This window comes from Nostoc sp. (assembly GCF_036917435.1).
Classification (GTDB): Bacteria; Cyanobacteriota; Cyanobacteriia; order Cyanobacteriales; family Nostocaceae; genus Nostoc.
In genome coordinates this window covers 210493-236114 of record NZ_JBALDM010000022.1, presented here as the reverse complement: position 1 = coordinate 236114, position 25622 = coordinate 210493, and the positions used below count along the sequence as shown (strand labels likewise).

General features: G+C 42.4%; 19 protein-coding genes. 11 read left to right on the top strand and 8 right to left on the bottom strand.

All coding sequences use genetic code 11. The annotated features are described in order from the left end of the window. Window positions 1–52 precede the first annotated feature (52 nt). Complete coding sequence (locus V7K98_RS09600; RefSeq protein WP_335021083.1) at window positions 53–985, bottom strand: LysR family transcriptional regulator; 933 nt, start codon at window positions 983–985, stop codon at window positions 53–55. Window positions 986–1182: 197 nt separating this feature from the next. Here V7K98_RS09600 and V7K98_RS09595 point away from each other — a divergent pair, with 197 nt between their 5' ends. Then, entirely contained in the window at window positions 1183–2094 is a 912-nt protein-coding gene (locus V7K98_RS09595) for an aspartoacylase (protein WP_442940407.1), read from the top strand. 95 nt (window positions 2095–2189) lie between these two features. Here the strand turns inward: V7K98_RS09595 and V7K98_RS09590 are convergent, their stop codons facing one another. Both V7K98_RS09590 and V7K98_RS09585 read right to left on the bottom strand, forming a co-directional pair. Then, window positions 2190–3740 carry a metallophosphoesterase family protein gene (locus tag V7K98_RS09590; protein WP_335021081.1) on the bottom strand — a complete coding sequence of 517 codons (1551 nt, stop codon included), beginning with the start codon at window positions 3738–3740 and terminating at the stop codon, window positions 2190–2192. 108 nt (window positions 3741–3848) lie between these two features. After that, the gene (locus V7K98_RS09585; RefSeq protein ID WP_335021079.1) at window positions 3849–4820 is read right to left on the bottom strand and encodes a YegS/Rv2252/BmrU family lipid kinase; all 972 of its coding nucleotides are present in this window, start codon (window positions 4818–4820) and stop codon (window positions 3849–3851) included. A gap of 191 nt (window positions 4821–5011) precedes the next feature. Between V7K98_RS09585 and V7K98_RS09580 the strand changes: the two genes are divergently transcribed. Then, window positions 5012–5434 (top strand): lysozyme inhibitor LprI family protein, encoded by a 423-nt coding sequence (locus V7K98_RS09580; protein WP_335021077.1) that lies wholly within the window; start codon window positions 5012–5014, stop codon window positions 5432–5434. A gap of 134 nt (window positions 5435–5568) precedes the next feature. Here the strand turns inward: V7K98_RS09580 and V7K98_RS09575 are convergent, their stop codons facing one another. Continuing rightward, window positions 5569–6216, bottom strand: coding sequence for a response regulator transcription factor (locus V7K98_RS09575; RefSeq protein ID WP_335021075.1), 648 nt, complete (start codon window positions 6214–6216; stop codon window positions 5569–5571). 2 nt (window positions 6217–6218) lie between these two features. Next, window positions 6219–7433, bottom strand: a complete 1215-nt coding sequence (locus tag V7K98_RS09570; RefSeq protein WP_335021073.1) for a sensor histidine kinase — start codon at window positions 7431–7433, stop codon at window positions 6219–6221. Between the two features lie 374 nt (window positions 7434–7807). Here V7K98_RS09570 and V7K98_RS09565 point away from each other — a divergent pair, with 374 nt between their 5' ends. The 7 genes from V7K98_RS09565 (at window position 7808) to V7K98_RS09535 (ending at window position 19643) form a co-directional block, all read left to right on the top strand. Next, window positions 7808–8179: a hypothetical protein gene (locus V7K98_RS09565; RefSeq protein ID WP_335021071.1), complete on the top strand. Its 372-nt coding sequence runs from the start codon at window positions 7808–7810 to the stop codon at window positions 8177–8179. Window positions 8180–8230: 51 nt separating this feature from the next. Further along, window positions 8231–9511, top strand: coding sequence for a S41 family peptidase (locus tag V7K98_RS09560; protein ID WP_335021070.1), 1281 nt, complete (start codon window positions 8231–8233; stop codon window positions 9509–9511). Between the two features lie 106 nt (window positions 9512–9617). After that, complete coding sequence (locus tag V7K98_RS09555) at window positions 9618–10589, top strand: RNA polymerase sigma factor, RpoD/SigA family (protein ID WP_335021068.1); 972 nt, start codon at window positions 9618–9620, stop codon at window positions 10587–10589. 283 nt (window positions 10590–10872) lie between these two features. Further along, entirely contained in the window at window positions 10873–12399 is a 1527-nt protein-coding gene (locus V7K98_RS09550; protein WP_335021066.1) for an efflux RND transporter periplasmic adaptor subunit, read from the top strand. Continuing rightward, the gene (locus tag V7K98_RS09545; protein WP_335021064.1) at window positions 12396–15518 is read left to right on the top strand and encodes an efflux RND transporter permease subunit; all 3123 of its coding nucleotides are present in this window, start codon (window positions 12396–12398) and stop codon (window positions 15516–15518) included. Before V7K98_RS09550 ends, V7K98_RS09545 begins: the two co-directional genes overlap by 4 nt. A 202-nt stretch (window positions 15519–15720) precedes the next feature. After that, window positions 15721–18831: an efflux RND transporter permease subunit gene (locus V7K98_RS09540; RefSeq protein WP_335021062.1), complete on the top strand. Its 3111-nt coding sequence runs from the start codon at window positions 15721–15723 to the stop codon at window positions 18829–18831. 257 nt (window positions 18832–19088) lie between these two features. After that, the gene (locus V7K98_RS09535; RefSeq protein WP_335021060.1) at window positions 19089–19643 is read left to right on the top strand and encodes a GNAT family N-acetyltransferase; all 555 of its coding nucleotides are present in this window, start codon (window positions 19089–19091) and stop codon (window positions 19641–19643) included. A gap of 69 nt (window positions 19644–19712) precedes the next feature. Here V7K98_RS09535 and V7K98_RS09530 read toward each other — a convergent pair whose 3' ends face one another. From V7K98_RS09530 to V7K98_RS09520, 3 genes are all read right to left on the bottom strand, one after another. Beyond that, window positions 19713–20402: a gamma-glutamylcyclotransferase gene (locus tag V7K98_RS09530; RefSeq protein ID WP_335021058.1), complete on the bottom strand. Its 690-nt coding sequence runs from the start codon at window positions 20400–20402 to the stop codon at window positions 19713–19715. Window positions 20403–20444: 42 nt separating this feature from the next. After that, window positions 20445–21194, bottom strand: a complete 750-nt coding sequence (locus V7K98_RS09525) for an SDR family NAD(P)-dependent oxidoreductase (RefSeq protein WP_335021056.1) — start codon at window positions 21192–21194, stop codon at window positions 20445–20447. A gap of 110 nt (window positions 21195–21304) precedes the next feature. Then, window positions 21305–22741, bottom strand: a complete 1437-nt coding sequence (locus tag V7K98_RS09520; RefSeq protein ID WP_335021054.1) for an MFS transporter — start codon at window positions 22739–22741, stop codon at window positions 21305–21307. A gap of 688 nt (window positions 22742–23429) precedes the next feature. Between V7K98_RS09520 and V7K98_RS09515 the strand changes: the two genes are divergently transcribed. Both V7K98_RS09515 and V7K98_RS09510 read left to right on the top strand, forming a co-directional pair. After that, window positions 23430–24449: an Npun_R2821/Npun_R2822 family protein gene (locus V7K98_RS09515; RefSeq protein ID WP_335021052.1), complete on the top strand. Its 1020-nt coding sequence runs from the start codon at window positions 23430–23432 to the stop codon at window positions 24447–24449. 126 nt (window positions 24450–24575) lie between these two features. Continuing rightward, window positions 24576–25523 carry a glycosyltransferase family 2 protein gene (locus V7K98_RS09510; RefSeq protein ID WP_335021050.1) on the top strand — a complete coding sequence of 316 codons (948 nt, stop codon included), beginning with the start codon at window positions 24576–24578 and terminating at the stop codon, window positions 25521–25523. Window positions 25524–25622: the final 99 nt, after the last annotated feature.

The window sequence follows — 25622 nt, the reverse complement described above, 5'->3', positions numbered from 1 at the left end:
ACTTTCACCTACATCTATCTGAGAGTTCAACCCGCAGGGGTTGGTGAGGTTATTAACGGGCTGGATACCGAGATTCACTCACAACGAATCGCACATCCTTTACAAGCTGTAGAAACTCATTTAAGACAGTAGATTGGTCGTTGCGTCGCATTAGTGCAACAATCTGAATTTTCAGATTTTCTCCTTGAATTGGTCTGTAGACAACTCCCTGACGCTGAATGTTTTGGGCATTCTTCAGCAGCAATGATATCCCAACTCCACCTGCAACTAAACTCAATACAGTCAGCATCCAAGTTGCTTCTTGCACAATTTTTGGTTCTCGACCAAAAACCTGTTTACAAAAGTCGATAATTTGCTTATAGAAGTGGACTATCTCTGGTGAAGGTAAAACAAAAGATTCATTCGCTAATGCCAATAGGGGAATTTGAGATTTACCTGCTAGTTCATGTGATTCAGGTAAAGCAATTATCAGTGGCTCTTGCAAAATAGGCATAGAAATCAAATCAGGATGATTGTCATAAGGTAAAAAATCAAACCCAATATCAATTTGATAGTCAACTAACTGCTGTCTTTGCTCTTGAGGTGCTAATTCATATAAAACAAATTTGACATCAGGAAAGCGAGAGTGGATGGCTTTTAAAATATCAGGCAGAACACTATTAATTATTGAACTATTAACTGCAATGCCCAACTCTCCTATCTCGCCGCGACTAGCTCTGTATGCTCGTTCTTTTGCCCGTTTAACTCGTTTAACAATTTCAACAGCATCTTCTAAGAAAACTTCCCCAGCAGGAGTTAACTGACTAGTTTCCCGGTTAATAAGTATAGGTTGTAAGCGCCTTATTGGATCTCCTAAATCCTTCTCCAAGCGCTGAATACGTCTACTCAAAGTCCCCTGATCAATATTCAAATATTCCGCAGCGCGACTGAAATTGAGTTGTTTCTCTACTAAAACAAGAAAGTACTCTAGATTCTCTAAATTCATAAATATAACTCAAAAGTCTTATTTCTGATTTGTTAGTACCTACACAAGTAAGTTAATTAGCCAAAGCAGATTCCTATATTATCTCAGCCTACTATTCTCCTTCTATGCAAATTTGTCTGAGTATTATGCAATATTTGATTTGACTTTATCTAGTCAATTATGGGCTAAATGAAGTTAACGTTACATCAACAAAAACTATGCATGAAATAGAGGGAATGACAGAGTTTCTTATTGGAATTGTAATGATTATTGGGGGAATGCATGGAAACGAACTCACAGGAGTATATCTGATTAAATTATTTGAGCAATTTCCCCATTTAATTGAACGCCAAGGCTTTGAAATCCTGACGCTGTTAGCTAATCCCCAAGCTATTGCAGAATGCAGACGTTATCTTGAAAAAGACTTAAATCGCTGCTTCAACAAGCAAGACCTACAAAATCTGACACTCTCTAGTTTTGAAGATAAGCTAGCAAGGCAAATCTACAACAATCTCAAATCAGAAAATCAATCACAGATAAATATGTTTGTGGATTTGCACAGTACGACTGCAAACATGGGTTTAACTCTTATTCTTATCAAACTTCATCCTTGGTTGTTGCAATTAGCAGTATATCTGAGTTCAATCAATCCAGAAGTGAGAATTCTTTATATACCATCTCATGCAGCAAATAGCTTTCTGATTTCTCAATGTGAATTAGGTTTTGCTCTTGAAGTAGGCCCAGTACCTCAAGGTGTGTTGAATGCAGTTTTGTTTCAGAAAACAAAAGAAATAATTTCTGTCGTTTTGGACTATGTACAAGCATTCAATCAAGGCTCAATTCAGTCTAAAACCAACACACTCGCACTTTATGAATATGCAGGAACTATCGATTATCCCAGAAATGAGCATGGAGAAATTCAAGCGATGATTCACCCACAGCTTCAGGCTAGAGACTTTGAGCCTTTAAATCCTGGAGAGCCGATCTTTCTTACTTTTGATGAAGAAACAATTACATATAAAGGTGAATCGACTGTTTTCCCTATTTTCATTAATGAAGCTGCTTATTACGAGCAAGGTATTGCCATGTGTCTAACTAACAAGCGAGAAATTGTTGTAGAGGCATCATGAGTTATGGCTTTTCTTAATAAACGGTGTAGGGGCAATTCATGAATTGCCCTTACCTGAGAATCAAGGTTTTGGCTATTGTTTACAACACTCAGTCCTTAAATGATTAGTGGCTCAAGTTCACGATTATGCCATTGTCGCTGATACCATTCGGCAACCAAAGGACGGACAATAAACTTAAGCTGTCCATCGCCTTTAACGTCAATGCGTAAACCTGAATAAGGTCGCCGCTTTTGAGAACCTTGACCGTTGCGACCAATGAAGAGATGCGATCGCGCCACTAATCGATTCTCCTCCATTAAATCTGCTCCCTCAATCCGTTGGCGGCGCAAACTAAACCCGCTACCACCACAAACAATCCAGTGGATATGAGCATCAGCGTGTCCTGTATCCATTGTCTCTAAGTGTTCCAAGCAGTGGGCGTGACCATTTAATACCAAGTCAACCAAAGGACGACCCTGATTTAAGGAACCGATTTCTTTCGCTACTGCATCCAGCACACCACGGAAGCGATCGCGAACGATCAAAGTTTGCGCTTGTTCCCATTTTGTCGCTTCAGTTACATAAGGTGGATGATGGAAATAAATCACTCTTCCCCGAACTTGTGAATTATTCCAAGATTCAATTAATCTTTGCTTCAGCCAGTCTAGTTGTTCAATATCAGTCAGCGTTGTTTTATCAGCAGCTAATTGCTTCTTGATATCAACAATAATTTCTTCAATTTGCGACAGCTTGGCGTGGAAGTCGTCTAATTGGTCAGCTTCAAGGGGGTTTTCAGGACGAAGCTTGGACGAAGTTTCAATAATGTGCTGCTTTTCTTGCTCTAAATCTTCACGACGCTTTTCTAATATTTTGCGATCGGCATCACCTTGTTTTGTTTTAGGTAGGGGTGGTGGATCGTTAAATGTATTAGAATCCAAGGCAAAAAAATCAATCCCGCCATAGCGAAAAGTGTAGTAACGATTGGGAAGGCGGGTAAATTGTCCAGGTTCATACTTAAGACAAAGACCTGTATCTGTCTTACCTGTGTAGTACTTGTCTAAATGGCTGCTTAACTCTCCTGGAAGCTGCAACGCCTTAAGATAGTCTAGAAATGCCTGTGCGTAAGCCTCACCAGTTCCTGAGCCATGCAAGCCTACATCTAGGTCTAACCGCGATCGCAACAGGCGACGAATGGGTAATGTTGTTAGAGATGCCAAGCTCAATAAAATCGGCAAGTTATAGTAATCGTGATTACCCGGTACTGGTAAAATAGGCAGCTTAAAAGTCATCTGGTCATAAGCAATCCGTTTTGGATGCTCTCCACCCAAGATAAACTCTCGGTAAGGTTCGATGAAGTTCTGCTGATAGTATTCACTCGACCCCACTAAATAGATTACATCCCCGGTATGCAGCATAAACCGGGATTCGTCGTGATGAGGCAACATAAGTTCAGCTATCTGTCGCTGGGGATTATGTCCCCGATGCCTACCAGAACCACTATCACCTACAACTAAAAATGAGAACTCTGAATCGTCTGTTTGTCCATCTTCTAACACCAGGCGAGTTTGGTCGATGTTCCGTTCCACAATTAACGGATCTTGCCACTTTACTCGCTGATTCATCTTACGAATTTTGTTAGCGATCGCTGGATCAGATACAAGTTTCAATGTAACCTACTCCTGAATCTTGAATTGCAGGGGATGGGGGAGATGAGGGAGACAAAGAGAATAACCAATGCCCAATCCCCAATCCCCAATGCCCAATCCCCAATTCCCTTATTCCTCTGTCGTATCTTTCATCTCAATAGTTAAGTTAGGGAGTCCCTCTAGTTTTTCGGTAGGCTCAACTTCTTCTACTAATGGCACAAAAATCCTCAATCCTGCTGGTATACACTTAATTTCTACTGGTGTTGTGCCGACTATTTCACCATCGAGAACAACCTTTTGTGGTGGCTCAGTTGTAATTTTAAATTGTTTAGCTCTCAAAAAACCAATATCATCCCGTTCTACGGCGTTACCTGTAGAAGCGGTTTGGAATAGATGGAATGTCGCGGCGATCGCTCCTGCCTTATTAACTGGAGCGACAATTGTTAAATCTAGTAACCCATCATCATAAATCAGACCTGCTGGCCCCTGAGCTAAGACTGAAGTCGGAGGCGCGGCATTTGCAACTGTTACTGAACAGGCACTAGTTTTAATTATTCTGTCTTCTGTTTCAATTTCAACATCAAAGTGTTTTAAATTTCTCAGCTGCTGAATTCCAGCGAAAACGTAGGCCATCATTCCAAAGCGATTCTTAGCATCCCGATCTGCCAATTCTACAGTTTCAGCTTCAAAACCAATACCTGCCAAGAGTACCATTGGGCGATCGTTGCAATAGGCTACGTCTACATTGCGGGTTCCTCCCTGCAAAATTGTTTCACATGCACCTGCGATCGTGTCAGGAATTCCTAAAGCTGTGGCAAAAGCGTTTGCTGTTCCTCTGGAAATGATACCAAATGCAATATCAGTGCCCACTACAGCTGTCGCCGCCGCCGAGAGTGTCCCATCTCCCCCTGAAGCAATGATTGCATCTACTCCTCGCTCTACAGCTGCACAAGCTAGTTGGTCTGCATCGATTTCTTCAGTTGTAAGATAAATATCTAGGTCAATATCTGGCTCTAATATTGCCCGAATTTCTGCTAATTCTATGTCTGGATCACCTTGACCAGCTACTGGATTGAAGATCAGGCAAGCGGAACGATTCATAAAATATAAAAGCTAAACTTTAGACTACTAAAATACCAAATTTTTTCTAGCATTCTCGGTAAAATCTCGACTTTCTTTTCCCAGTAAGATTACTTTTTGTAACATATTACGAGTCTTATCCGTCAAAAGATACCAAAGTATGCATTGCCATTGGTATCTTTTATGTATACTGAAACAATAAAATTTTTGCCATGCGTCAATTATTACTAGTTTTTTCAAGTATGCTAACTCTCAGCAGTTTAGCTACTCCTATAATGACAATGGCAGGCACAACGCCTGATTTACCGCAGATGCGCTTGGCTCAAAAATTTAACTGTAATAATCCTCAAAATCAAGTAGCAATTAATGAATGCGCGAAGTTATCTTATCAGAATGCAGATAAAAAACTGAATCAAGTTTATCAGCAATTACTACCTACCTTAGAAAGGTCTAGGAAACAGAAATTCATTTCTGCCCAACAAGCATGGCTAAAGTTTCGAGATACCAACTGTGAGTTTGAAAGAAGCGAATATGAGGGAGGAAGTATTGCCCCTAGCATTTATGTTGGTTGTCTAGAAAATACTACAAAACTGCGTACCCAACAATTACAGGAATATCTCAAATCCGATCGCTAAAATAATTCGTAATAGAGCCTCCGGCACGCTCCGCGTTAAGCGAAGCTATGCCGCAGGCTTTACGTAATTAAGTAATGCAACTGGGATAAAATAAGAGGTTGTTAGAAGCGGGGGGCTTAAACCCGCAGAATTAGCTATTTAGCTCCACCAAAGAACGAATGAGCAAACAAAGCGGCTTGGGTGCGATCGCGTAAACTCAATCTACTCAGAATACTGGTAACATAATTTTTAACTGTGTTTTCTGAAAGAAACAGCGATTCAGCAATTTCACGGTTATTAGCTCCAGAAGCAATTAAGCGTAATACATCTAATTCTCTGGGTGTGAGTTGCGCTAATTCTGGAGGGGGTTGCACAGAAGGCACTGGTGCGGCAACCGGAGTGAGTGCTTTCTCAAACAATCCCGGGCCAAGTAGGGTTTGTCCCTTATAGACAGATCGAATTGCTAACATCAGTTCATCTGGTTCGGTATCTTTGAGCAAATAGCCCTTTGCACCTAGTCGCATCGCCTGGAAAACATACTCATCATCATCGAAGGTGGTGAGGACAAGAACCTTAATGTCAGGATATTGTTGAGCGATGGCTTTTGTTGCCGCAACTCCATCCATTACGGGCATCCGAACATCCATAAGCACAATATCGGGTTGCAGTGCCGGAATCTGTTCGAGTGCGCGTTGTCCATTTTCCGCCTCACCAATTACCTGCATCTCTGCATTCGACTCAAGCATACTCTTAAGTCCCTGGCGAATAAGATGCTGATCGTCAACTAATAAAATCCGAATCATAGCTAAAATAACAGCTTTGATAGTGGCAAAGAAACAGAAATACAGCAACCTGTTCCTAGTTTACTGTGGAGATTTAACTGAGCGCCCAGTGCAACCGCCCGTTCTCGCATCCCTTGTAACCCAAACCCAGTTGTATTTTGAGTGGGATTAAATCCTTTTCCATTATCTTCTATTGATAGATGAATTATTCCAGCGTGAGCCAGTAATCCAACAGTGACACTTGTGGCTTCAGCGTGTTTGCAAATATTTGTCAGCGATTCTTGCACAATGCGGAACAGGGCTGTGTTTACTTCTGTTGGTAAAGAATACGGCACGTCAATTTTATAAGATGGTTCAATGCCTGTGGTTTGCTGAAAATCTGTTAGCAGCTTTTCAATGGCTGATGTCAGAGATTGTCCTTGCAAAGGATTTGAACGTAACACAGAAAGCGATCGCCGAATTTCTAGCAGCGCTTCAGCCCCCAATTCCTTTGCCTGCTTGAGAAATGTTAATGCTTTGTCATTATTTGATTCCCAAAACAATAGAGTGTTATTAATCTGAATAGTTTGAGCAACTAGAGTGTGTCCCAAACCATCATGAATTTCGCGGGCAATTCGGTTGCGTTCTTGCAAGGTTGCCTGATCTTCAATCCGTAGCGCATACTGACACAGTTGTTGATTGGTGATCTCTAATTGCAAATGGGCAATTTCTAACTGCTCTCGACTTTGGCGCTCTGCAAGCAGAGCATTAATTAACAATAAAGCGAATACTAACGTTAAGCTAAACAATAAAATATTACTTAATCGCCAATCCCAAGACATGGCAATTATATCTCGCCTAAAATTCTCAGGCATAATCGGTCTTGATAAAAGCAGTGTTCCATAGGTGAGCAGAGATAAAACCAAGACAAGCAACTGTCCCGATCGCTTAAATATCAGACAACTCCGCATTACCAGTACTAGACACAGCAGGAAAACGGGGCGGCTAGATAAGCCATGTTGAGTTGTTGGTAGCAAAATTAAACCGAATTCCAGGGCTGTATAAAATAATTTAGTTTCCAGCTTCACCATCGGTAGTTTCAAGCCCATCAAGCTGAAAGTTGCGATCGCAACAACTCTTAGCAACAAAGACCAGGACAACTCAAACGGCAGCACAACTTCCATAAACATTGCCGTGGCTAACAACAGCCACTCTAGATAAAGCAACAGACGAAATGATGGGTAAGTCAAGCGAACCATAGAACTGTTCCAACTCAGTGGCCTTTGTAACAAAACCATAAATATTTTTACAATTTTAGGATGAATCTCTTCTTCCTATATAACGAATCCATCTCTAGTATCGATAGAGCCGTTTCGACTGATTAATTATTCCTCAATTAGGAAAAAAGTCACAATAGCTTGAGTACTTTTTTCCTAGTCAGATTAGGAATTCTAGTTCATGCACAAATCTATCCCAACTTTTAAAATTAGCTGGTATGAATGAAGAGTGATGAGTTCAGAGTGCTGTACATGGATAGCGGGGCGTTTAGCCCGTGCTGAGTTAAAAGACAGGCAGACATCCTCTAAATTGAGCTAAAACAATCGTATTTTGTACAACAAAACGACAAAAGTAAATGATTAAAAAACAGATAATTTTACCAACCCTTTTATTTGCAACTATCCTGATTGCAGGAATGACAGGTTGCACCAGTTCTAAGTCTCCCGATGTGTCTCAAGGTGACAATAGTGGAACAAAGGTATCTGATACCAACACTTCTGCGCCAAACACTCCTGGAGCGAATACGCCAGAACGCGCCAAGAAGCGCGAAGCAGTTCGCCAGCAAGTTGAGGCAGTTCTGACTCCAGATCAAGTCAAGGAATTGTCAGCGAAATTGCAACAAGGTGAAAAGATGCGTAAAGCAGTATTCAGCCTGAATCTGACGGCTGAACAAAAGACTAAAATTCAAGATATTTTTAAGACTGCCTATCCTCGCCGTAATTCGTAATTATTGTTATGCCACTGATTGTATTCTGTATTGTTCTTTAAGAGTTAAATTATGTTCAAACAGAAATTGATCCTCAAGATAGAAATTGCTGTTATTGCAGCAATCTTGACAGGAACTAGCCTCTACTCTTATAAAGCTCTAGCTAAAACCCAAACTACTCCTCAAAAGCTGGTGGATGAGGTGTGGCAAATCCTCGATAAAAATTATGTTGATGTCAGCTTTAACCATCAAGATTGGAAAGCAATTAGACAGCAATATCTTAGCCGCTCCTATAGTTCTAAGAAAGAGGCTTATGGAGCGATTCAAGAAATGGTAGGGAAATTAGGCGATCGCTACACAGAGTTTTTTGACCCCCAGGAATTTAAAGCCTTAAATAGCGATATTTCTGGCAACCTCAGTGGTGTAGGGCTGGAACTGGCAGAGAATGAAAAAACTAAAGCCTTAACTGTTGTTGCCCCAATCGAAGGAACGCCTGCTTTTAAAGCGGGTATTTTGCCGGGTGATTTAATTGTGCAGATTAACGGTGACATAACTCAGGGAATGAAAATCGAAGATGCCGTTAAGCGGATTATCGGCCCGGTGGGAACTAAGGTAGTACTGACGATTCAACGGGGTAGCCAATCGCAAATTTTCAAACTTACCCGCGCAAATATTGCCATTCATCCTGTAACTTATAATGCTCAAACCACACCGACAGGTAAGATTGGCTATATTCGTTTACCAGAGTTTACCGAAACTGCACCCGCCCAGATGCATCAAGCAATTGAAGCATTAGAAAAACAGCAGGTGCAGGGCTATGTTTTGGATTTGCGTTCCGATCCGGGTGGACTGGTAGATGCGAGTTTGCAAATTGCCAGTATGTGGTTGAAGGAAGGAGCGATCGTGTCTTTGGTAAATCGGGATCAAGTTAAAGACAACTACAATGCGTCGGGACATCCTCTCACCAACAAACCTCTAGTGATATTGGTGGATAAGGGATCTGCCAGCGCCAGCGAAATTTTGTCAGGAGCGCTTCAAGATGACAATCGCGCCAGGTTAGTAGGCACTCGCACCTTCGGGAAAGGTTTAGTTCAAGCCGTAGAACCACTGGATGATGGTTCGGGGCTGAAATTAACGATCGCTAAATACTACACACCCAAAGGTCGAGATATCAATCATATCGGCATTGCACCAGATATTACCGTGGAGTTAACCGAGGCACAACAGAAAGCATTAATAGAAAACCGAACCTTGGGGACATTAGCCGATCCTCAGTATGCTAGCGCCGTTGCAGACTTGAGCAAATTGATTCAATCGGGGACTAATCATGTGAGTTTGCAGGGTGGGAAATAGACATAAAGTTGCAAGATCCCCGACTTCTTGAAGAAGTCGGGGATCTAACCACCGCGAACCTTTCTTTATTCCCCATTCCCTAATTAATAGGCAGAGATGAACTTATATGAGTAACTTAACATTCTCAGATACTAAAGCTAGTGACACAAACAAAGCTACAAGTGATACAGTCCGTGCTTATCTTAAAGAAATTGGAAGGATACCTCTATTAACCCAGGATCAAGAAATTATTTTTGCCCAAGAAGTTCAGCAGATGATGACAATACTTGCTGAGTCAGAAAAGTTGGCTGTTGAATTAAAGCGTAAACCCACGTTTTCAGAATGGGCTAACCGGATGCAGTTAAGCGAACAGGAATTACTTCAGCAGTTAAATCAAGGGAAAAAAGCTAAACAGAAAATGATAGCTTCTAATCTCCGCCTTGTAGTATCAATTGCCAAGCAATATCAGAGACGTAACTTAGAGTTGATGGACTTAGTTCAAGAAGGTACATTAGGTTTAGAAAGAGGGGTTGAGAAATTCAATCCGGCTCTAGGATACAGGTTTTCAACCTACGCTTACTGGTGGATTCGTCAAGGAATTACTAGAGCGATCGCTCAACAAGGGCGTGCAATTCGATTACCCATTCACATCAATGAAAAATTAAACAAAATTAAGCGTGTTCAGCGAGAATTATCTCAACAATTGGGTCGTATCCCCACCAGTACCGAAATTGCTGATGCACTTTCTTTAAAACCTAGTCAGATTCGAGAATTTCTCCTTTTGGCTCGTCAAACTATCTCTCTAGATATTCGAGTTGGGGCAGATAAAGAGATACAATTACAAGATTTAATAGAAGATCATAGATATTCTTCCAATGGTTATAACACTGAAGAATCTCTCAATCAAGAGGTTGAAAATTTATTAGGAAACCTGTCTCGCCAACAACAAGAAATATTAAATTTGCACTTTGGATTGACAGATGGCAACGAACTTTCTCTACAAGAAATTGGTCAGCGTCTGGGTATTAGTCGAGAACGAGTCCGGCAGATAGAAAAACAAGCTCTTAAACTTTTACAGCAGCAGTTAAGTCAGTCTTGAAAAAGAATTCAGAATCAATTAATAGGAATAACGAACCGCAGAGGCGCGGAGGGCACGGAGAAATGAGAGTTTAGAGAGATATTTTACTTAGGGACTAAGTAAGTGGGTGTAAATAATTAAAGGTTTGTAGTAAGGGCTTTAGCCCTGAAAATAGGGCTAAAGCCCTTACTAAGAGCCAATTTAATTAATTTTGTATTGCGTAACATAGTTTGATTTATTCTTGCCCACTTAGTTATCATTCTGAATTCTGTTTTTAATAAACTAAAATCCTGTGGAGGTTCTGATGAACCATGAAATTGCTCATGACAGTTTGATTGAAAATGAGAAAAGTGTAGAGCCGAAGTTACCGCGATCGCCAAGAAAGATTATTTTGGTAATTTTGGGCGTGCTGTTGCTGGCTGGGCTGGGTATTTTTGGTATCCATACGGTTGCGGCTAAGTCAGACAAAACTGAAAAATCTGGGCGCAATAAGCAGCAAGTGACACCTGTAACGGTGGCGATGGTTACACAAAAAACGGTTCCGGTGCAATTGCAGGCGATCGGGAATGTGCAATCTGGTTCTACGGTATCGATTACGCCTGAAGCTAGCGGACGGATTATTGGAGTTTATTTCAAGAAAGGTCAAGATGTGAAAAAGGGACAACTTTTGTTTACCCTGGATGACCGATCGCAAAATGCTGCAATCCAGCAAGCCCAAGGAACTGTCGCCAAAGACCAAGCTTCGGTACAACAAGCTAGAGATGGATTAACCAGAGATTTGGGTCAAATAGAGCAAGCGAGAGCCACTTTAATTAAAGACCAAGCGCTGGTACGACAAGCCCAGGCGACTTTAGCGAAAGATCAAGCCCAAGCAGAATTTGCTCAGGGACAGAGCGATCGCTATGGTGCATTGTATAAGAAGGGTGCGATTAGTTTAGATCAAGCACAGCAATACGTTTCTAATAGTAAATCGGCCACAGCAACCCTCCAAGCCGATCGAGAGGCGATCGCTAATGCCGAAGCTGTTTTGCAAAGCGATCGAGTGGCGCTGACTAATGCTCAAGCTGTTGTCAAAGGCGATCAAGCTGCGATCGCAAATGCTCAAGCTGTTGTCCGTTCTGACCAAGGAGCGTTAGACAATACCAAAGTGCAATTATCTTACTCCAAAATTTATGCGCCAATTGATGGTCGCGCTGGCAATATTCTGGTAACTCTGGGCAATGTGGTGCAAGCTAACAGCACAACTCCCCTTGTGACTCTAACCCAAATTCGCCCGATTCAAGTTGCTTTTTCCGTTCCTGAAACAAATCTGCCCCAGGTACAAAAGTATATGCAGAATGGCAAGCTGAAGGTAGATGTGACGTTCCCTAACGATCAAACTCATTCTGTTCCAGGTACTTTGACATTTGTCAATAATACGGTTGATAACACCACGGGGACTATTCAACTGATTGGCGACTTTGACAACACTCAGGGACATTTGTTTCCCGGTCAATTTGTGAATGCAACGCTAACACTGACCGAACAACCCAATGCAACGGTTGTACCTTCCCAAGCGGTGCAGAATGGCCCAGATGGCCAGTTTGTTTTTGTAGTTAAGCCAGATATGACTGTGCAAAATGTTCCAGTCACTGTTAGCAGCACCATTGATGGACTAGATGTGATTGAGAAAGGGCCGCAACCAGGCGATAAAATTGTCACCGATGGTCAGGCGAATCTCGTTTCGGGGGGCAAAATCCGCGTCAAGACAGCCGGTAATTCCCAAGGCGCTAATGACTCAAATCAGCCAAGAAAAAATCATTCCCAAAAGTCAGGCGGAGGTGATTCATGAACCTCTCAGAACCATTTATTCGCCGCCCCATCATGACAACTCTGGTGATGACGGCAATTTTAATCTTCGGTTTCATGAGTTATCGCCTGCTGCCAATCAGCGACTTACCCAGTGTGGATTATCCCACAATTCAGGTCAGCGCCTCCCGACCGGGAGCTAGCCCCGAAACGATGGCAGCATCGGTTGCCCGTCCTTTAGAGAAGCAATTTTCTAGCATTGCTGGACTTGATTCGCTAAATTCAACTAGCACTCTGGGACAGACTCAAATTACCCTGCAATTCAACTTGAGCCGTAACATTGATGATGCGGCGCAGGATGTAGAAGCAGCGATATCGGGAGCATCGGGACAAATTGCGAACGATTTACCCAATCCTCCCACCTATAGCAAAGTTAACCCCGCAGATCAGCCGATTCTTTACCTTTATTTAGATTCTCCCACTTTGCCTCTTTCTCAGGTAGACAATTATGCCGAGACTTATTTGGCCCAAAAGCTATCTACAATCAACGGGGTGGCACAAGTAGCCGTCTACGGTTCGCAAAAGTATGCGGCTCGAATTCAACTAGATCCTCAGCAATTGGCAGCGCGGCAAATTGGGTTAGATCAGGTGGCGACGGCGATTCAACAGGGTAACGTCAATTTGCCTACCGGCAGTCTTTCGGGAAATCATAAGAATTTTACAGTCCAGACTAACGGGCAACTTGAAAATGCGGCTGCTTATCGCCAGTTGATTGTGTCTTATAAAGATGGAATGCCTATCTATCTTAATCAACTGGGTAGGATTATTGACAGTGTAGAAAACGACAAAGTAGCAAGCTGGTACAACAATACTCGCGCCATTATTCTCACAATTCAAAGACAGCCCGGAACCAATACGGTACAAGTCGTAGACACGATTAAGAAATTGCTGCCGAAGTTGCGAGAGCAAATTCCGGCATCTGTGGAAATAGGGGTTCTCTATGATGCATCTCAATCGATTCGAGATTCAGTAGATGATGTCAGATTTACGTTGATTCTGACGATCGCTCTCGTTATTTTAGTAATTTTCATATTTTTACGGAACCTCTCGGCAACGGTGATTCCCAGTTTGGCATTACCAGTTTCGCTGATTGGTACTTTTGCGGTGATGTATTTGCTGCACTACTCACTAGATAACCTATCACTAATGGCGTTGACCCTTTCTGTGGGTTTCGTAGTGGATGATGCGATCGTCATGCTAGAAAATATCGTCCGTCATATAGAAATGGGTGAAAGTCCGTTAGAAGCGGCGTTGAATGGGTCGAGAGAAATTGGTTTTACAATTCTATCGATGACCCTTTCTCTGGTTGCAGTCTTCATCCCCATGTTGTTCATGAGTGAAGTACTAGGAAGATTATTTCATGAATTTGCTGTGACGATCGCAGTTGCAATTCTCGTCTCTGGTTTTGTGTCTTTAAGCTTGACTCCCATGTTGTGCAGTCGTTTTCTACGTCCTGTAAATCATGCTAATCAAAGTCGGTTATATCAAGCTTCCGAATATGTCTTCGATCGCTTCTTGGGTTTGTACGATTGGAGTCTGAAAAAAGTCTTAAAATATCACCTCACCACGATGATTTTATCCGCCTTTCTCTTGGTGGTGACAGTTGGGCTGTTGGTGATAGTTCCCAAAGGCTTTATTCCTAGCGAAGATACCGGACAAATTACAGGGATTACCCAAGCAGCCGAAGATGCATCCTTCGATAATCTTGTTCAACATCAGCAGACAGTTGCTAACCTGATTCGCCAAGATCCCAATGTCGATGCAGTCAACTCTAATATTGGCGCGGGATCTAGTGCTAGTGGCGGTGGGGCGGCAGTTGCAGCTAATTCCGGCAGTTTGTTTATTCGGTTAAAAGAGCGATCGCAGCGCCAACTTGGTGCTGATGAAATAGTTCAAAATTTGCGAACCAAACTCGCCACTGTTCCAGGCATCCAAGTATTCTTACAAAATCCCCCAGCCATACCCATTGGCGCTCAACAAAGCACGGGACTTTATCAAGTTGCACTTCAGAGTTCTGATGTCAAGCCCTTACAAGAATATGTTCCTCAACTTGTTACCAAGATGAAGGAGATGACAGAACTCCAAGATGTCAACAGCGATTTACAATTTGCTTCCCAGATTCAAATTGACATTGACCGCGATAAAGCCTCAACTTACGGAATTACCGCCCAGCAAATCGAAAATACCCTGAGAAGTGCTTACGGCTCCTACCAAGTGTCAACTATCTATGCAGCCACCAATGAGTATCAAGTAATTTTGGAATTAGCACCCCAGTATCAGGAGAATATTAATGATCTATTGACATTGTATATTAACTCCAACACTGGAGTAGCAGTACCTCTAAAGACATTCGCCAAACTATCTCAGGGAGTCAGCCCGTTAATGGTTAATCATAACGGTCGGATGAACGCCGCCACCATTTCCTTTAACCTTGCCCCTGGTGTGTCCTTGGGAAATGCCAACGAAGAGATTCAAAAACTGATCGATCGGGTGATTCCTGCCAGCATTAGCACCAGCTTTCAGGGTGCAAGCCAGGTATTTCAGAGTTCACTGCCGAGTTTGGGTTTATTGTTAGCGATCGCCATCCTCGTAATTTATCTCATCTTAGGTGTCCTCTACGAAGATTTCATTCACCCAATTACAATTCTTTCCGGTTTGCCATCAGCAGGTTTTGGGGCATTGTTAACGCTGATAATATTCCACGTTGAACTCAACGTTTACTCCTTCATCGGCATCATTCTGTTGGTGGGTATCGTCAAGAAAAACGGCATCATGATGGTAGACTTTGCGATCGTTGCCCAGCGAGAAGAATTAAAAAAGCCCTCCGAGGCGATTTATCAAGCCTGCTTAGTGCGCTTCCGCCCGATTATGATGACGACAATGGCAGCATTAATGGGAACCTTACCCATAGCGATCGGATTTGGGGCTGGTTCGGAATCCCGTCGTCCTCTAGGGATTGCAGTTGTAGGCGGACTAATATTTTCTCAGATATTAACCCTGTATTTAACCCCTGTGTTCTATATCTACATGGAATCGTGGCGGAAAAAACTCAGTCAAGTTAAATTCCGGCGGGTATTTTCATTTACAGGCGGGCGATCGTGATTTTAAACATCCGAAATGAGTTACGAACCGCAGAGACGCAGAGGGCGCAGAGAGGAGAATCAAGAGAGTTTTTTAGAAATCATTTAGGACTTCTATATGTGTTGAAACCAGATATTCAAGCCGTTAAGCATTTCTTTCTTCTCTCTGCGTCCTCTGCGCCTCTGCGGTTCGTCCCATCTTTACCACATTTCTGGGATAACAAATGAACCTTTCAGAACCCTTCATCCGTCGTCCAGTCATGACCACCTTGGTGATGATCGGTATCCTCATCTTCGGTCTAATGAGTTATTTCCTATTACCCATTAGTGCCCTACCCAACGTTGAATATCCTTTTATTTCTGTCTCCGCTAGTCTCCCAGGTGCCACCCCCGAAACAATGGCATCTTCGGTCGCTGCACCCCTAGAAAGACAGTTTACCGAAATTGCCGGACTAAATTCCTTCAATTCCACCAGCTCAACTGGTAGCACCAACATTTCCCTCCAATTTGACTTTAGCCGCAGAGTCGAAGATGCTGCCAAAGATGTGCAAGCAGCCATCTCTGCCGCCGCCGGACAACTACCCGCCGGAATGCCTCGCCCGCCCACCTACCGGAAAGTTAACCCCTCTGTCTCACCAGTTCTCTTCCTTTATATGTATTCTGAGACACAGCCAATCTCTACAGTAGATGAATATGCAGAGGTAACAGTTGGTCAGCCAATCTCAATGATTGATGGTGTTGCTCAAGTACAGGTTTTTGGTCAACAACAATATGCAGTCCGCGTCCAACTCGATCCGCGAGAGTTGGCATCGAGAGGAATTGGTGTAAATCAAGTAAAAACTGCAATTCAACAGGGAAATGTCAACTTACCTACAGGTAGTCTGTCTGGCACTTACAAAAGTTATACGATTCAGGCCAATGGTCAACTTACCGATGCTGCCAGTTATCGCCAGTTGATTGTAACTTACAAAAATGGCGCACCCGTGCGGCTTCAAGATTTGGGGCAGGTGATTGATAGTGAGCAAAACGTCAAAGTCTCAAATTTATATAGCGATCGCAATGTAACAAACCGCCATTCTGTTGTTCTGGCTGTACAGCCGCAACCGGGTGCTAATACTGTAAATATCGTTGATGCTATCCAGAAACTTTTACCGACACTCCGCGAACAAGTTCCCAAATCCATTGAGATGGGGATTATGTACGATCGCTCTCAAACTATCCGCGCTTCTGTCAACGATGTAAAATTTACCTTAGTTTTGTCAGTTTGTCTAGTTATATTGGTAATTTTCTTATTCTTACGCGATACAACTGCGACGCTGATTCCCAGTTTGGCGCTACCTGTAGCCATCATTGGCACTTTCGCTGTGATGTATCTGTCGGGGTTTTCCCTAGACAACCTTTCCCTCATGGCGTTGACCCTTTCTGTGGGCTTTGTGGTGGATGATGCGATCGTGGTATTGGAAAATATCGTCCGTTATCGAGAAATGGGCGAATCTCCCTTAAACGCAGCATTGAAGGGTTCCAAGGAAATCAGCTTCACCATTTTGTCAATGACACTTTCCCTGGTGGCGGTGTTCATCCCCATCATGTTTATGAGTGGAATCATCGGTAAATTATTTCATGAATTTGCCGTGACGATCGCAGTGGCAATTTTGGTTTCGGGTTTTGTTTCCCTCAGTCTCACCCCAATGTTGTGCAGTCGCTTTTTGCGTTCATCTCATCAGCAAAAACCAAATTTGGTGTATCGAGTCTCAGAACGAGCATTTGATTTACTACTGCAAGGATATGATTGGACGCTCAAGCCGATTTTAAAATACCGTCTGATGACACTAATCGGTTCTGGTATTTTGCTGGTAATGACTGTCTATCTCTTCGTCATCGTTCCCAAAGGCTTTATTCCAACCGAAGACACTGGACAACTGATGGGGAACACGAAAGCAGCGCAAGATATTTCTTTTGATGATATGCGTCGTCACCAGCAAAAGGTTGTTGAGATAATTCGTAAAGACCCCAACATTGAAGCAGTTGATTCCATTGTGGGCGCAAGTGGCCCTAACGCCTCGGTCAACTCTGGGCGAATTACAATTCTGCTCAAGCCACGTTCTCAACGGAAATTGAGCGCCGACGAAATCATTCAAGAGTTAACCCCCAAATTAAGACGTGTGGTTGGCCTTAAGACATTCCTTCGCTCTCCGCCAGCTATTCCTATCGGTGGACAACAAACCAATTCTACTTATCAGTTCACGTTGCAGAGTTTAAATCTACAAGACTTGCGCCAATACGTTCCTAAACTTGTAGATAAAGTCAAAACCCTACCAGGACTCCGGGACGTTGACAGCGATTTACAACTCAGCACTCCCCAAATCCAAGTCAAAGTTGACCACGATAAAGCTGCAACCCTTGGCATTACCGCCCAACAGGTTGAACAAACCCTCAGCGCTGCTTATGGTTCTAGCCAGGTTTCCACTATCTATACTCCAAATGACCAATTTTATGTAATCTTAGAAGTGAAACCGGAGTTTCAACGAGATCCCACCGCCCTATCGATGCTCTATGTGCAATCAAGTACTGAGAAACTTGTTCCCCTAAGTGCGATCGCAAATATTACCCAGAATGTTGGCCCCCTCACCGTCACTCACGTTGCTCAACTCCCCTCTGCAACTATCTCTTTTGACACGCTCCCCGGAACGTCTCTCAGTCAAGCTACAGATGCTATCAAGCAAGCAGCCAGTGAGATACTCCCTTCAACAATTACCACCAGTTTTCAGGGTTCAGCCCAAACCTTTCAACAGTCTTTCAACGATTTAGGCGTGCTGTTGTTGGTGTCTATTTTAGTAATTTATCTAATTCTCGGCATCCTCTATGAGGATTTCATTCACCCAATCACCATTCTTTCTGGTTTACCTTCGGCGGGTTTTGGTGCATTACTGACGCTGCTGATTTTCCAGGTGGATTTAAACCTTTACTCCTTCATCGGCATCATCTTGCTAGTAGGCATCGTCAAGAAAAACGGGATTATGCTGGTGGATTTTGCCATTGAAACGCAACGCAAGGAAGGTAAAAATTCCTTTGATGCCATCTATGCGGCTTGCTTGATTCGCTTCCGCCCGATTATGATGACGACGATGGCAGCTTTAATTGGAACACTCCCCATTGCTTTGGGGACAGGAGTCGGTTCAGAAGCGCGTCGTCCTTTAGGGATTGCGATCGTTGGTGGGTTGCTGTTCTCTCAGATATTGACTCTCTATCTAACTCCAGTTTTTTACATTTACATGGAGGCATTACGGAAAAAGCTGGGACAACCTAAGTTTTACCGTCTTTTTTTCAAAACTTAGTTACGGTGGGTAAAATTTTTGGACAATAATTTTTCTTTTCTCTGTGTTCTCTGTGCCTCTGCGGTTTAATCAAATACTTTTAAACCGCAGAGGCACAGAGAGCGCTGAGAATAAACAATTTTATTTTACGATCTACCTTGAAAAGTACACGGGTAGGGGCACAACATGTTGTGCCCCTACGATGATCTGTACCTCACGCCTGTTGCAATGTGCTGTATATATGACTCAATTGCAAACTGCTAATATCAATAAAGGATTTGTATCACAAATTCCAGCAAGTATTTAATCTGAATGCTAGCTCTGAACCCATGAGTGCTAACCAAATATCTCTTAGACCTGCCCAAGAAACAGATGGCTGGGTAATGAGTGCAATTCATATTGCTGCTATCAAAGCTCTACCTGCAACTTTCTACACCGAAAAAGAACTTTTAGTTTGGCGTAATTACCAGAATAAACCTGATGGTTTAAATATCTTGAAGAGTATGAAAGTAGAGACTTGCTGGGTTGCGATCGAGAAAGATGTTGTTATAGGTTTTGCTAGTTTTATTGTTGATGAACTGATCGGGCTGTATGTCCATCCTAAATCTCAAGGTAAAGGGATTGGACGTGCTTTAGTTCAACATTTTTGCGATGAAGCAACTGAGCAAGGTATAGATAAAGTAATTACAACTGCTAGTCTTTATGCTGAAGGTTTTTATTTACGACTGGGGTTTACTCCCATACAAAGATCGCCTCATTATTTAAGAAGTGGGGTAGTTGTCCCAGTTACTAAAATGAGTAAAATATTAGCTACTGCACCGAAAGCAATTTGAGCGGATACAATATTTATCACTAACGTTAAAAATGCTGGCATCAAGATTATTTTTCACATAACCTATCAGTCAATCGCCACTAACTAAAAGCGCTTGTTGTTTTGCCAGCACTTGTTTGCGTAACAAAAGCAATTTTTTATCTTTAATGCCTTCTGCGATTAATCCATCGACAGTGTTTATCAGATAATCAGCGCAGGAACCCAATTTTCCAGATGCCGTGGCAATACTATTAACAGTGGTTGTGAAAGGTATCTGATGAGCGTACCTGGGATGTTGGCGATTAGCAACAAAGGCGATCGCTTTAAATTCCTGCGTACCATCAAATACCCTTACCCAACGAGCAACGTAGACACCGGCTAACATCTCCCGTCGCCAAATCAATAGTAATTCTGATGGTACATCAGCAGCAGCAACCCGATAAATAATACCACGACAGCTACCGCCGCGATCTAGTCCTAAGAGCAATCCGGGATTCTCTGGAGTCCCGCGACCGAGGATCATCCATGTACAAAAGCGCCGATGCCAACCATAAATGATTCCAGCACGGCGTTCTACGTATGTGATTAGAGGATTCCAAATCAGCGAACCGTAGGCAAATATCCAGATATCAGAATTTGGTGGTTGCTGTTGTAGTATTTTATCAAGCGATCGCTGTAACTCATCTTCACTCAGAGTAGTTAACTTGATTCCAGAGTGTGATGCTTCTAATAGTCTCGTCTGTGCGTTTCCGCCTTCGAGGTCGCTACGACTGAGTGACATAATAAGCTATTTCCTTGTCTGTAAATTTTCAGTAATTTCACTTTAATGTTCTTGTCCCGTTGGTCGGATAAGGATCTCGTTGACATTAACGCGCGATGGCTGGGTGACGGCATAAACGATCGCAGCAGCAACATCTTCACTTTGCAAAGGTGTAATTGCCTTACGCCGTTCTTCAATGCGTTGTTTGGCCACGGGATCGGTAATTTGGTTGTCGATTTCCGTATCCACCAAACCTGGTTCGATAATGGTGACGCGAATATTGTCTTTGTAGACTTCTTGGCGCAATGCTTCCGAGAGGGCATTAACACCCCATTTGGTAGCATTATAAACACCAATGCCCGCCCGTGCTGTGCGGCCAGCCACTGAAGAAATATTGACTATATGCCCCGATTTTTGCGCCTTCAATAGAGGCAAAACAGCGTGAGTAGCATATAACAGTCCTAGTACATTCAGATCAAACGATCGCCGCCAGTCTGAGCTATTTCCAGCTTCAATAGTGCCGAGTAAGGCAATTCCTGCATTATTCACAAGGATATCGATCCTTCCCAATTCTGCATTTGCCTTTGCCACCAAGTTATTTACCTGGTTTTCGTCAGTCACATCGGTGACAATAGCCAATGCCTTACCACCACTAGCTTGAATGCGTTCTGCTAATGCCTGAATGCGATCGCCACGTCTAGCAGCCAGTACTACTGTTGCTCCAACTGAAGCCAAAGCGATCGCAGTTGCTTCACCAATTCCTGCTGAAGCTCCAGTGATAATTGCAACTTTTCCTACTAATTTCTCTGTCATTTATTTAACTCCTTAATAATTGGGAATTGGGAATTGGGCATTGGGCATTGGGCATTGGTTATTAATTCTTCCCCTTCATCTCCCTCATCTCCCTCATCTCCCTCATCTCCCTACTCCCTACCCCCCTGTCTCTTATCGATCCTTAAAACGGATGTAACTGCTGCCACACAAAGGATTATGGCTGCGAAACGAAAAGTTCCTTGGAACCCTGCAACGATCGCATCAGGAGGGGCAACAGAGACATCTGCACCCGCAGACATGCTAGCGATTAATGCTCCAAATACTGCCCCGATTACACAAACTCCTACTGTGTTCCCTGATGTCCGTGACAAAGACAGCAGCCCAGAAGCAATCCCTAGTCGCTCTCTTGGTACTGCTCCCATGACAGTGCTGTTGTTAGGTGATTGAAATAAACCCAGTCCAATGCCGTAAATAAAATAGCGCGACACGTAATCTAGCTCAGTAATTTGAGCGTCAAAAGTGCTAATCCCTAGACAGCCACCGATCATCAACCCCAATCCAATTGGGGTGATTAGTCTAGCGCCAAAGCGGTCTGAAAGTGTTCCTGCTAGTGGAGAAATTAACCCACTAATTACAGGTGACACGGCTAGTAGCAGCCCCACTTTTATCGTCGGATAATGCTTCACGCCCTCTAGAAAGAAGGGAACGATGAGTAAGGAACCGCCAATAACAATGAATGCTAGCCAACCACTTAGCAAACTCATACTCAACTGAAGATTGCGAAACAGGTGTAGTTCTAGTAGCGGTTGCTTGACGATCGCTTCAACTACCAAAAAAATTGTAAAACTTAGGGTGGCGATCGCTAATAATATCAGTGCATTGGTACTGCCAAAGCCCTGGCTTTGCCCTACCGTCATACCCAGACCAAAACTACCCAAAGTCAATAAAGCTAAAATAGCTCCAAAAAAGTCAAATTTCTGTTTATCCTCAATGCGTACAGAAGGTGGTACTACCTTAGCGATTAAGAAACTAGCTATGATCCCCAATGGTACGTTGATGAAGAATATACTATGCCAGCCTGATAAGCTTAGGAGTAGTCCGCCAGCCGAAGGGCCAAAAGCAATTCCTAGTGATACAACACTACCGATAACGCCAACAGCCCGGCCTCGTTCAGAAGATGGAAAAACTTCTGTGATGATTGCCAAACCAAGCCCAGAGACGAACACAGCACCCAGTCCCTGAACTGCGCGAAAGGCAATCAACCACTCAATACTAGGTGCAAAACCACATAACAGCGAACTGAGAGTAAACAGAACAAGCCCCCCTTGATATAAGGACTTTTTGCCCCACATATCCCCCAGGCGTGTTGCCCCCAAAACTAAACCGGAACTGACTAACTGGTAACTCAATACAGCCCATTGAGTCGTAGGAAAACTGGTATCAAAGGCTTGCACCAATGTGGGTAAAGCAACATTGATGATGCCTACATCAAGGGTAGACATAAACACCCCAAGTCCGACACCGAGTAAGACCCAATTTTTTTGAGCGCCTGACAAAGCCAGAGGTTCTGCTTCTAATTGTCCCAATGTTTAGCCCCCGCCTTTGATTTTACGATTATGAATAGTTTGCATACGTATCTTCATTGTAGGATGCTATTCTGACCACCAAGTTCAGGAAACTAAATTAGCCGCCTCTATCTAAGACTATGTATTTTATTTCTAGCATTGCTGATTTTGGTAAAGAGCGATCGCATCAGACGCTTCATTGAAAAATTAAGGTCTATGCCAAAGCCGCAAGAAGTCCGCCACCAAATCATTCGCGCAGTGTCTCGTAGAGAAGATTATAGTTCAATAAGCTTGGGTTAAGCATTTTTTTCTTCTCTCTGTGTACTCTGCGTCTCTGTGGTACCCTGCGGGAAGCCGCTCCGCGTCTACGTTAAAAAAACTGACTTTAACAAAGAGTTTTAGCTATAACCCAAGCGTATTGGATTATGGTGGCGGAATGTTAGTATCCATCTAAAGCAACCAAAATCCTTTCCTCCTTGCCCTCAGCACAAAGCGTAAAGATGTGTATATTATTGGTTATTTGGGAATAATATCTCAGTCAATAACATTGTCTGCGTTAAGTAAGTGGGTCAAATTAAATATAAAACCTCACCCTGCCTCCGGCTTCCCTCTCCTTACTAAGGAGAGGGATTGAGGGTGAGGTTTCATCTTATGTTTAATTACGCCTACCTACTTACTCAGGAACTAAAGATAAAAAGGATTTATCAAAATGGATTCTTTCGGTATTTACACCCTTGCTAATGATGTAGTGTTTGACCAATTAGTAGCTTTGCTAAACAGCATTGAGGTGAATGTTAGCGCAGATATTCCTATTTGTATTATTCCATATAACGAGCGACTAGATTTAGTTAGGCAAGAAATTAATACTAGAAAGAATGTAACCCTATTTGATAATTGGGACATAATTCAACGCTGGGAAGAATTTGCTCATCAAGTTTGGGCTGCCCATCCTAGAGAAAAAGATACGAAATTATCACGTCCTAGTTGGTACAAAAGTCATTTACAAAGAAAGTTTGTTGCCTTTGAGGGTATTTTTGATAAATTCGTATTTTATGACGGTGATAGTTTGGCAATGAAGCCACTCAATAATGTAATTGATCGGCTAGAAAGATACGATTTTATTTTTGATGATTGGGAACACATTAAGGACAAAAGTGTTGCAGCATTAAATATTCCACTTCTAGAAAAAGCTGGGCTATATACAGAAGCAGATATACGTTCTAAACTGCATTGTTCTAGCTTTTTTGGTTCAAAAAAAGGATTATTTTCTGTACAAGAAATTGAAATAATGAAAGAGCAATTAATTAACCAGAAAGAAATTGAATGGATTAATGCAAATGGATGGTGGGATGATGCTTTTTTGTTTAACTATATGACTTTGCGCTGCGATCGCCCACTCTTTAACTTTACACTTAGTCCCAATGGAGAAGATAGAACAGGCAACTGTGCTAATGCAGATCCCTTTGTTAATATTAATAATGTTCTTTACAATCAAGAAGGTTTAAAACCGATTCATCGCATTCATTATATGAGCTATTCTTCTCGTGATTTTGCCCAGTTATGTCAAGGACAAGATGTTAATATCTGTTATGCAAATGAGTTTTTGCACTATCGTTTTCTCAAACATCCAGAACAAAGACCAAAACAACTAAAGCCACTGAGTATAATTGCCAAAACCAATAAGTTTTTCAGCAAAACAATGAATAAGATTCAAAGAACTCTCCGCTAAATATAGATTAATACTGTGAGGTGTAGGGGCACGGCAATGCCGTGCCCTTGCGGGTATACCTCACATAAAAGAGAACCGCTATAGCAAATTCATATAAATTTCTATATTCTCCAGTTATTAGTATATATGCCTAAAATTACTGTTTGCATTCCTACTTTTAATCGTGTCAATCTTCTTCCTTATGCCATTGACAGTGTACTCAATCAGTCTGAGCAAGATTTTGAGCTAATTGTTTGTGATGATGGTTCTAGCGATGGTACATCTGAATTGATGTCACAGTACACAGATGAACGGATTAAATATATCCGTCATCTGCAAAATATTGGTAAAAGTAATAATATGCGCTCTGGTTTTGATGCTGCCAGTGGTGAATATTTTATTAAATTTGATGATGACGATCGGCTAACACCCGATTTTCTTGCAAGTACCGCAGCAATTCTTGCTCAAGACTTCAGCATTGATTTTGTTGGTACAGACCATTGGATAATTGATATTAATAATGTGCGAGATGAGGCAAAAACTCAAGAAAATTCTCATCGCTGGGGTAGGAAGAATTTACCAGCAGGTATTGTAGATAATTTGTTGGAAGTTGTATTTATTCACCAAAGCTTTCAAGTTGGGGCAACATTATTTCGCCGTACAACCTTACAAGAATTAGGATATATGCAGCCAAATCTGCAAAATTGTGAGGATAATGATTTATTTGTGCGTCTAGCTTTGGCTGGAAAAAAGGGTTATTATTTACCACAATTATTGATGGAATATCGCACTCATGCAGAGCAGCAAGGTATCAATCGAGCCATTCCTTACTTATTTGATAAAATGCGGTATTTAGAAAGTTATAAATTTGATTGTGAAAAACTAGAGACAATTAGAAAAAATCGTTTAACTGAAACAAAATTATTATTAGGTTTGCGTTTAATTGAAAAGGGTGAAACGCAAAAAGGCAGAGAGCTAGTTTTAGCGGGACAGTCTTATTCAACTACTAAAGCTTGGACTGGTTTAGGATTATCGCTGTTACCAGTTGCGTTGCGAGGTAGGGCATTTAATGCACTGCGACAGGCGCGGGGTTAGGCTAACTCTACCTTGCAACTGACAAATTCCCTGGAGTATTTTCCTTATACTGAATTATTCGTGAGAAACAAGATCCCCGACTTCTCGAAGAAGTCGGGG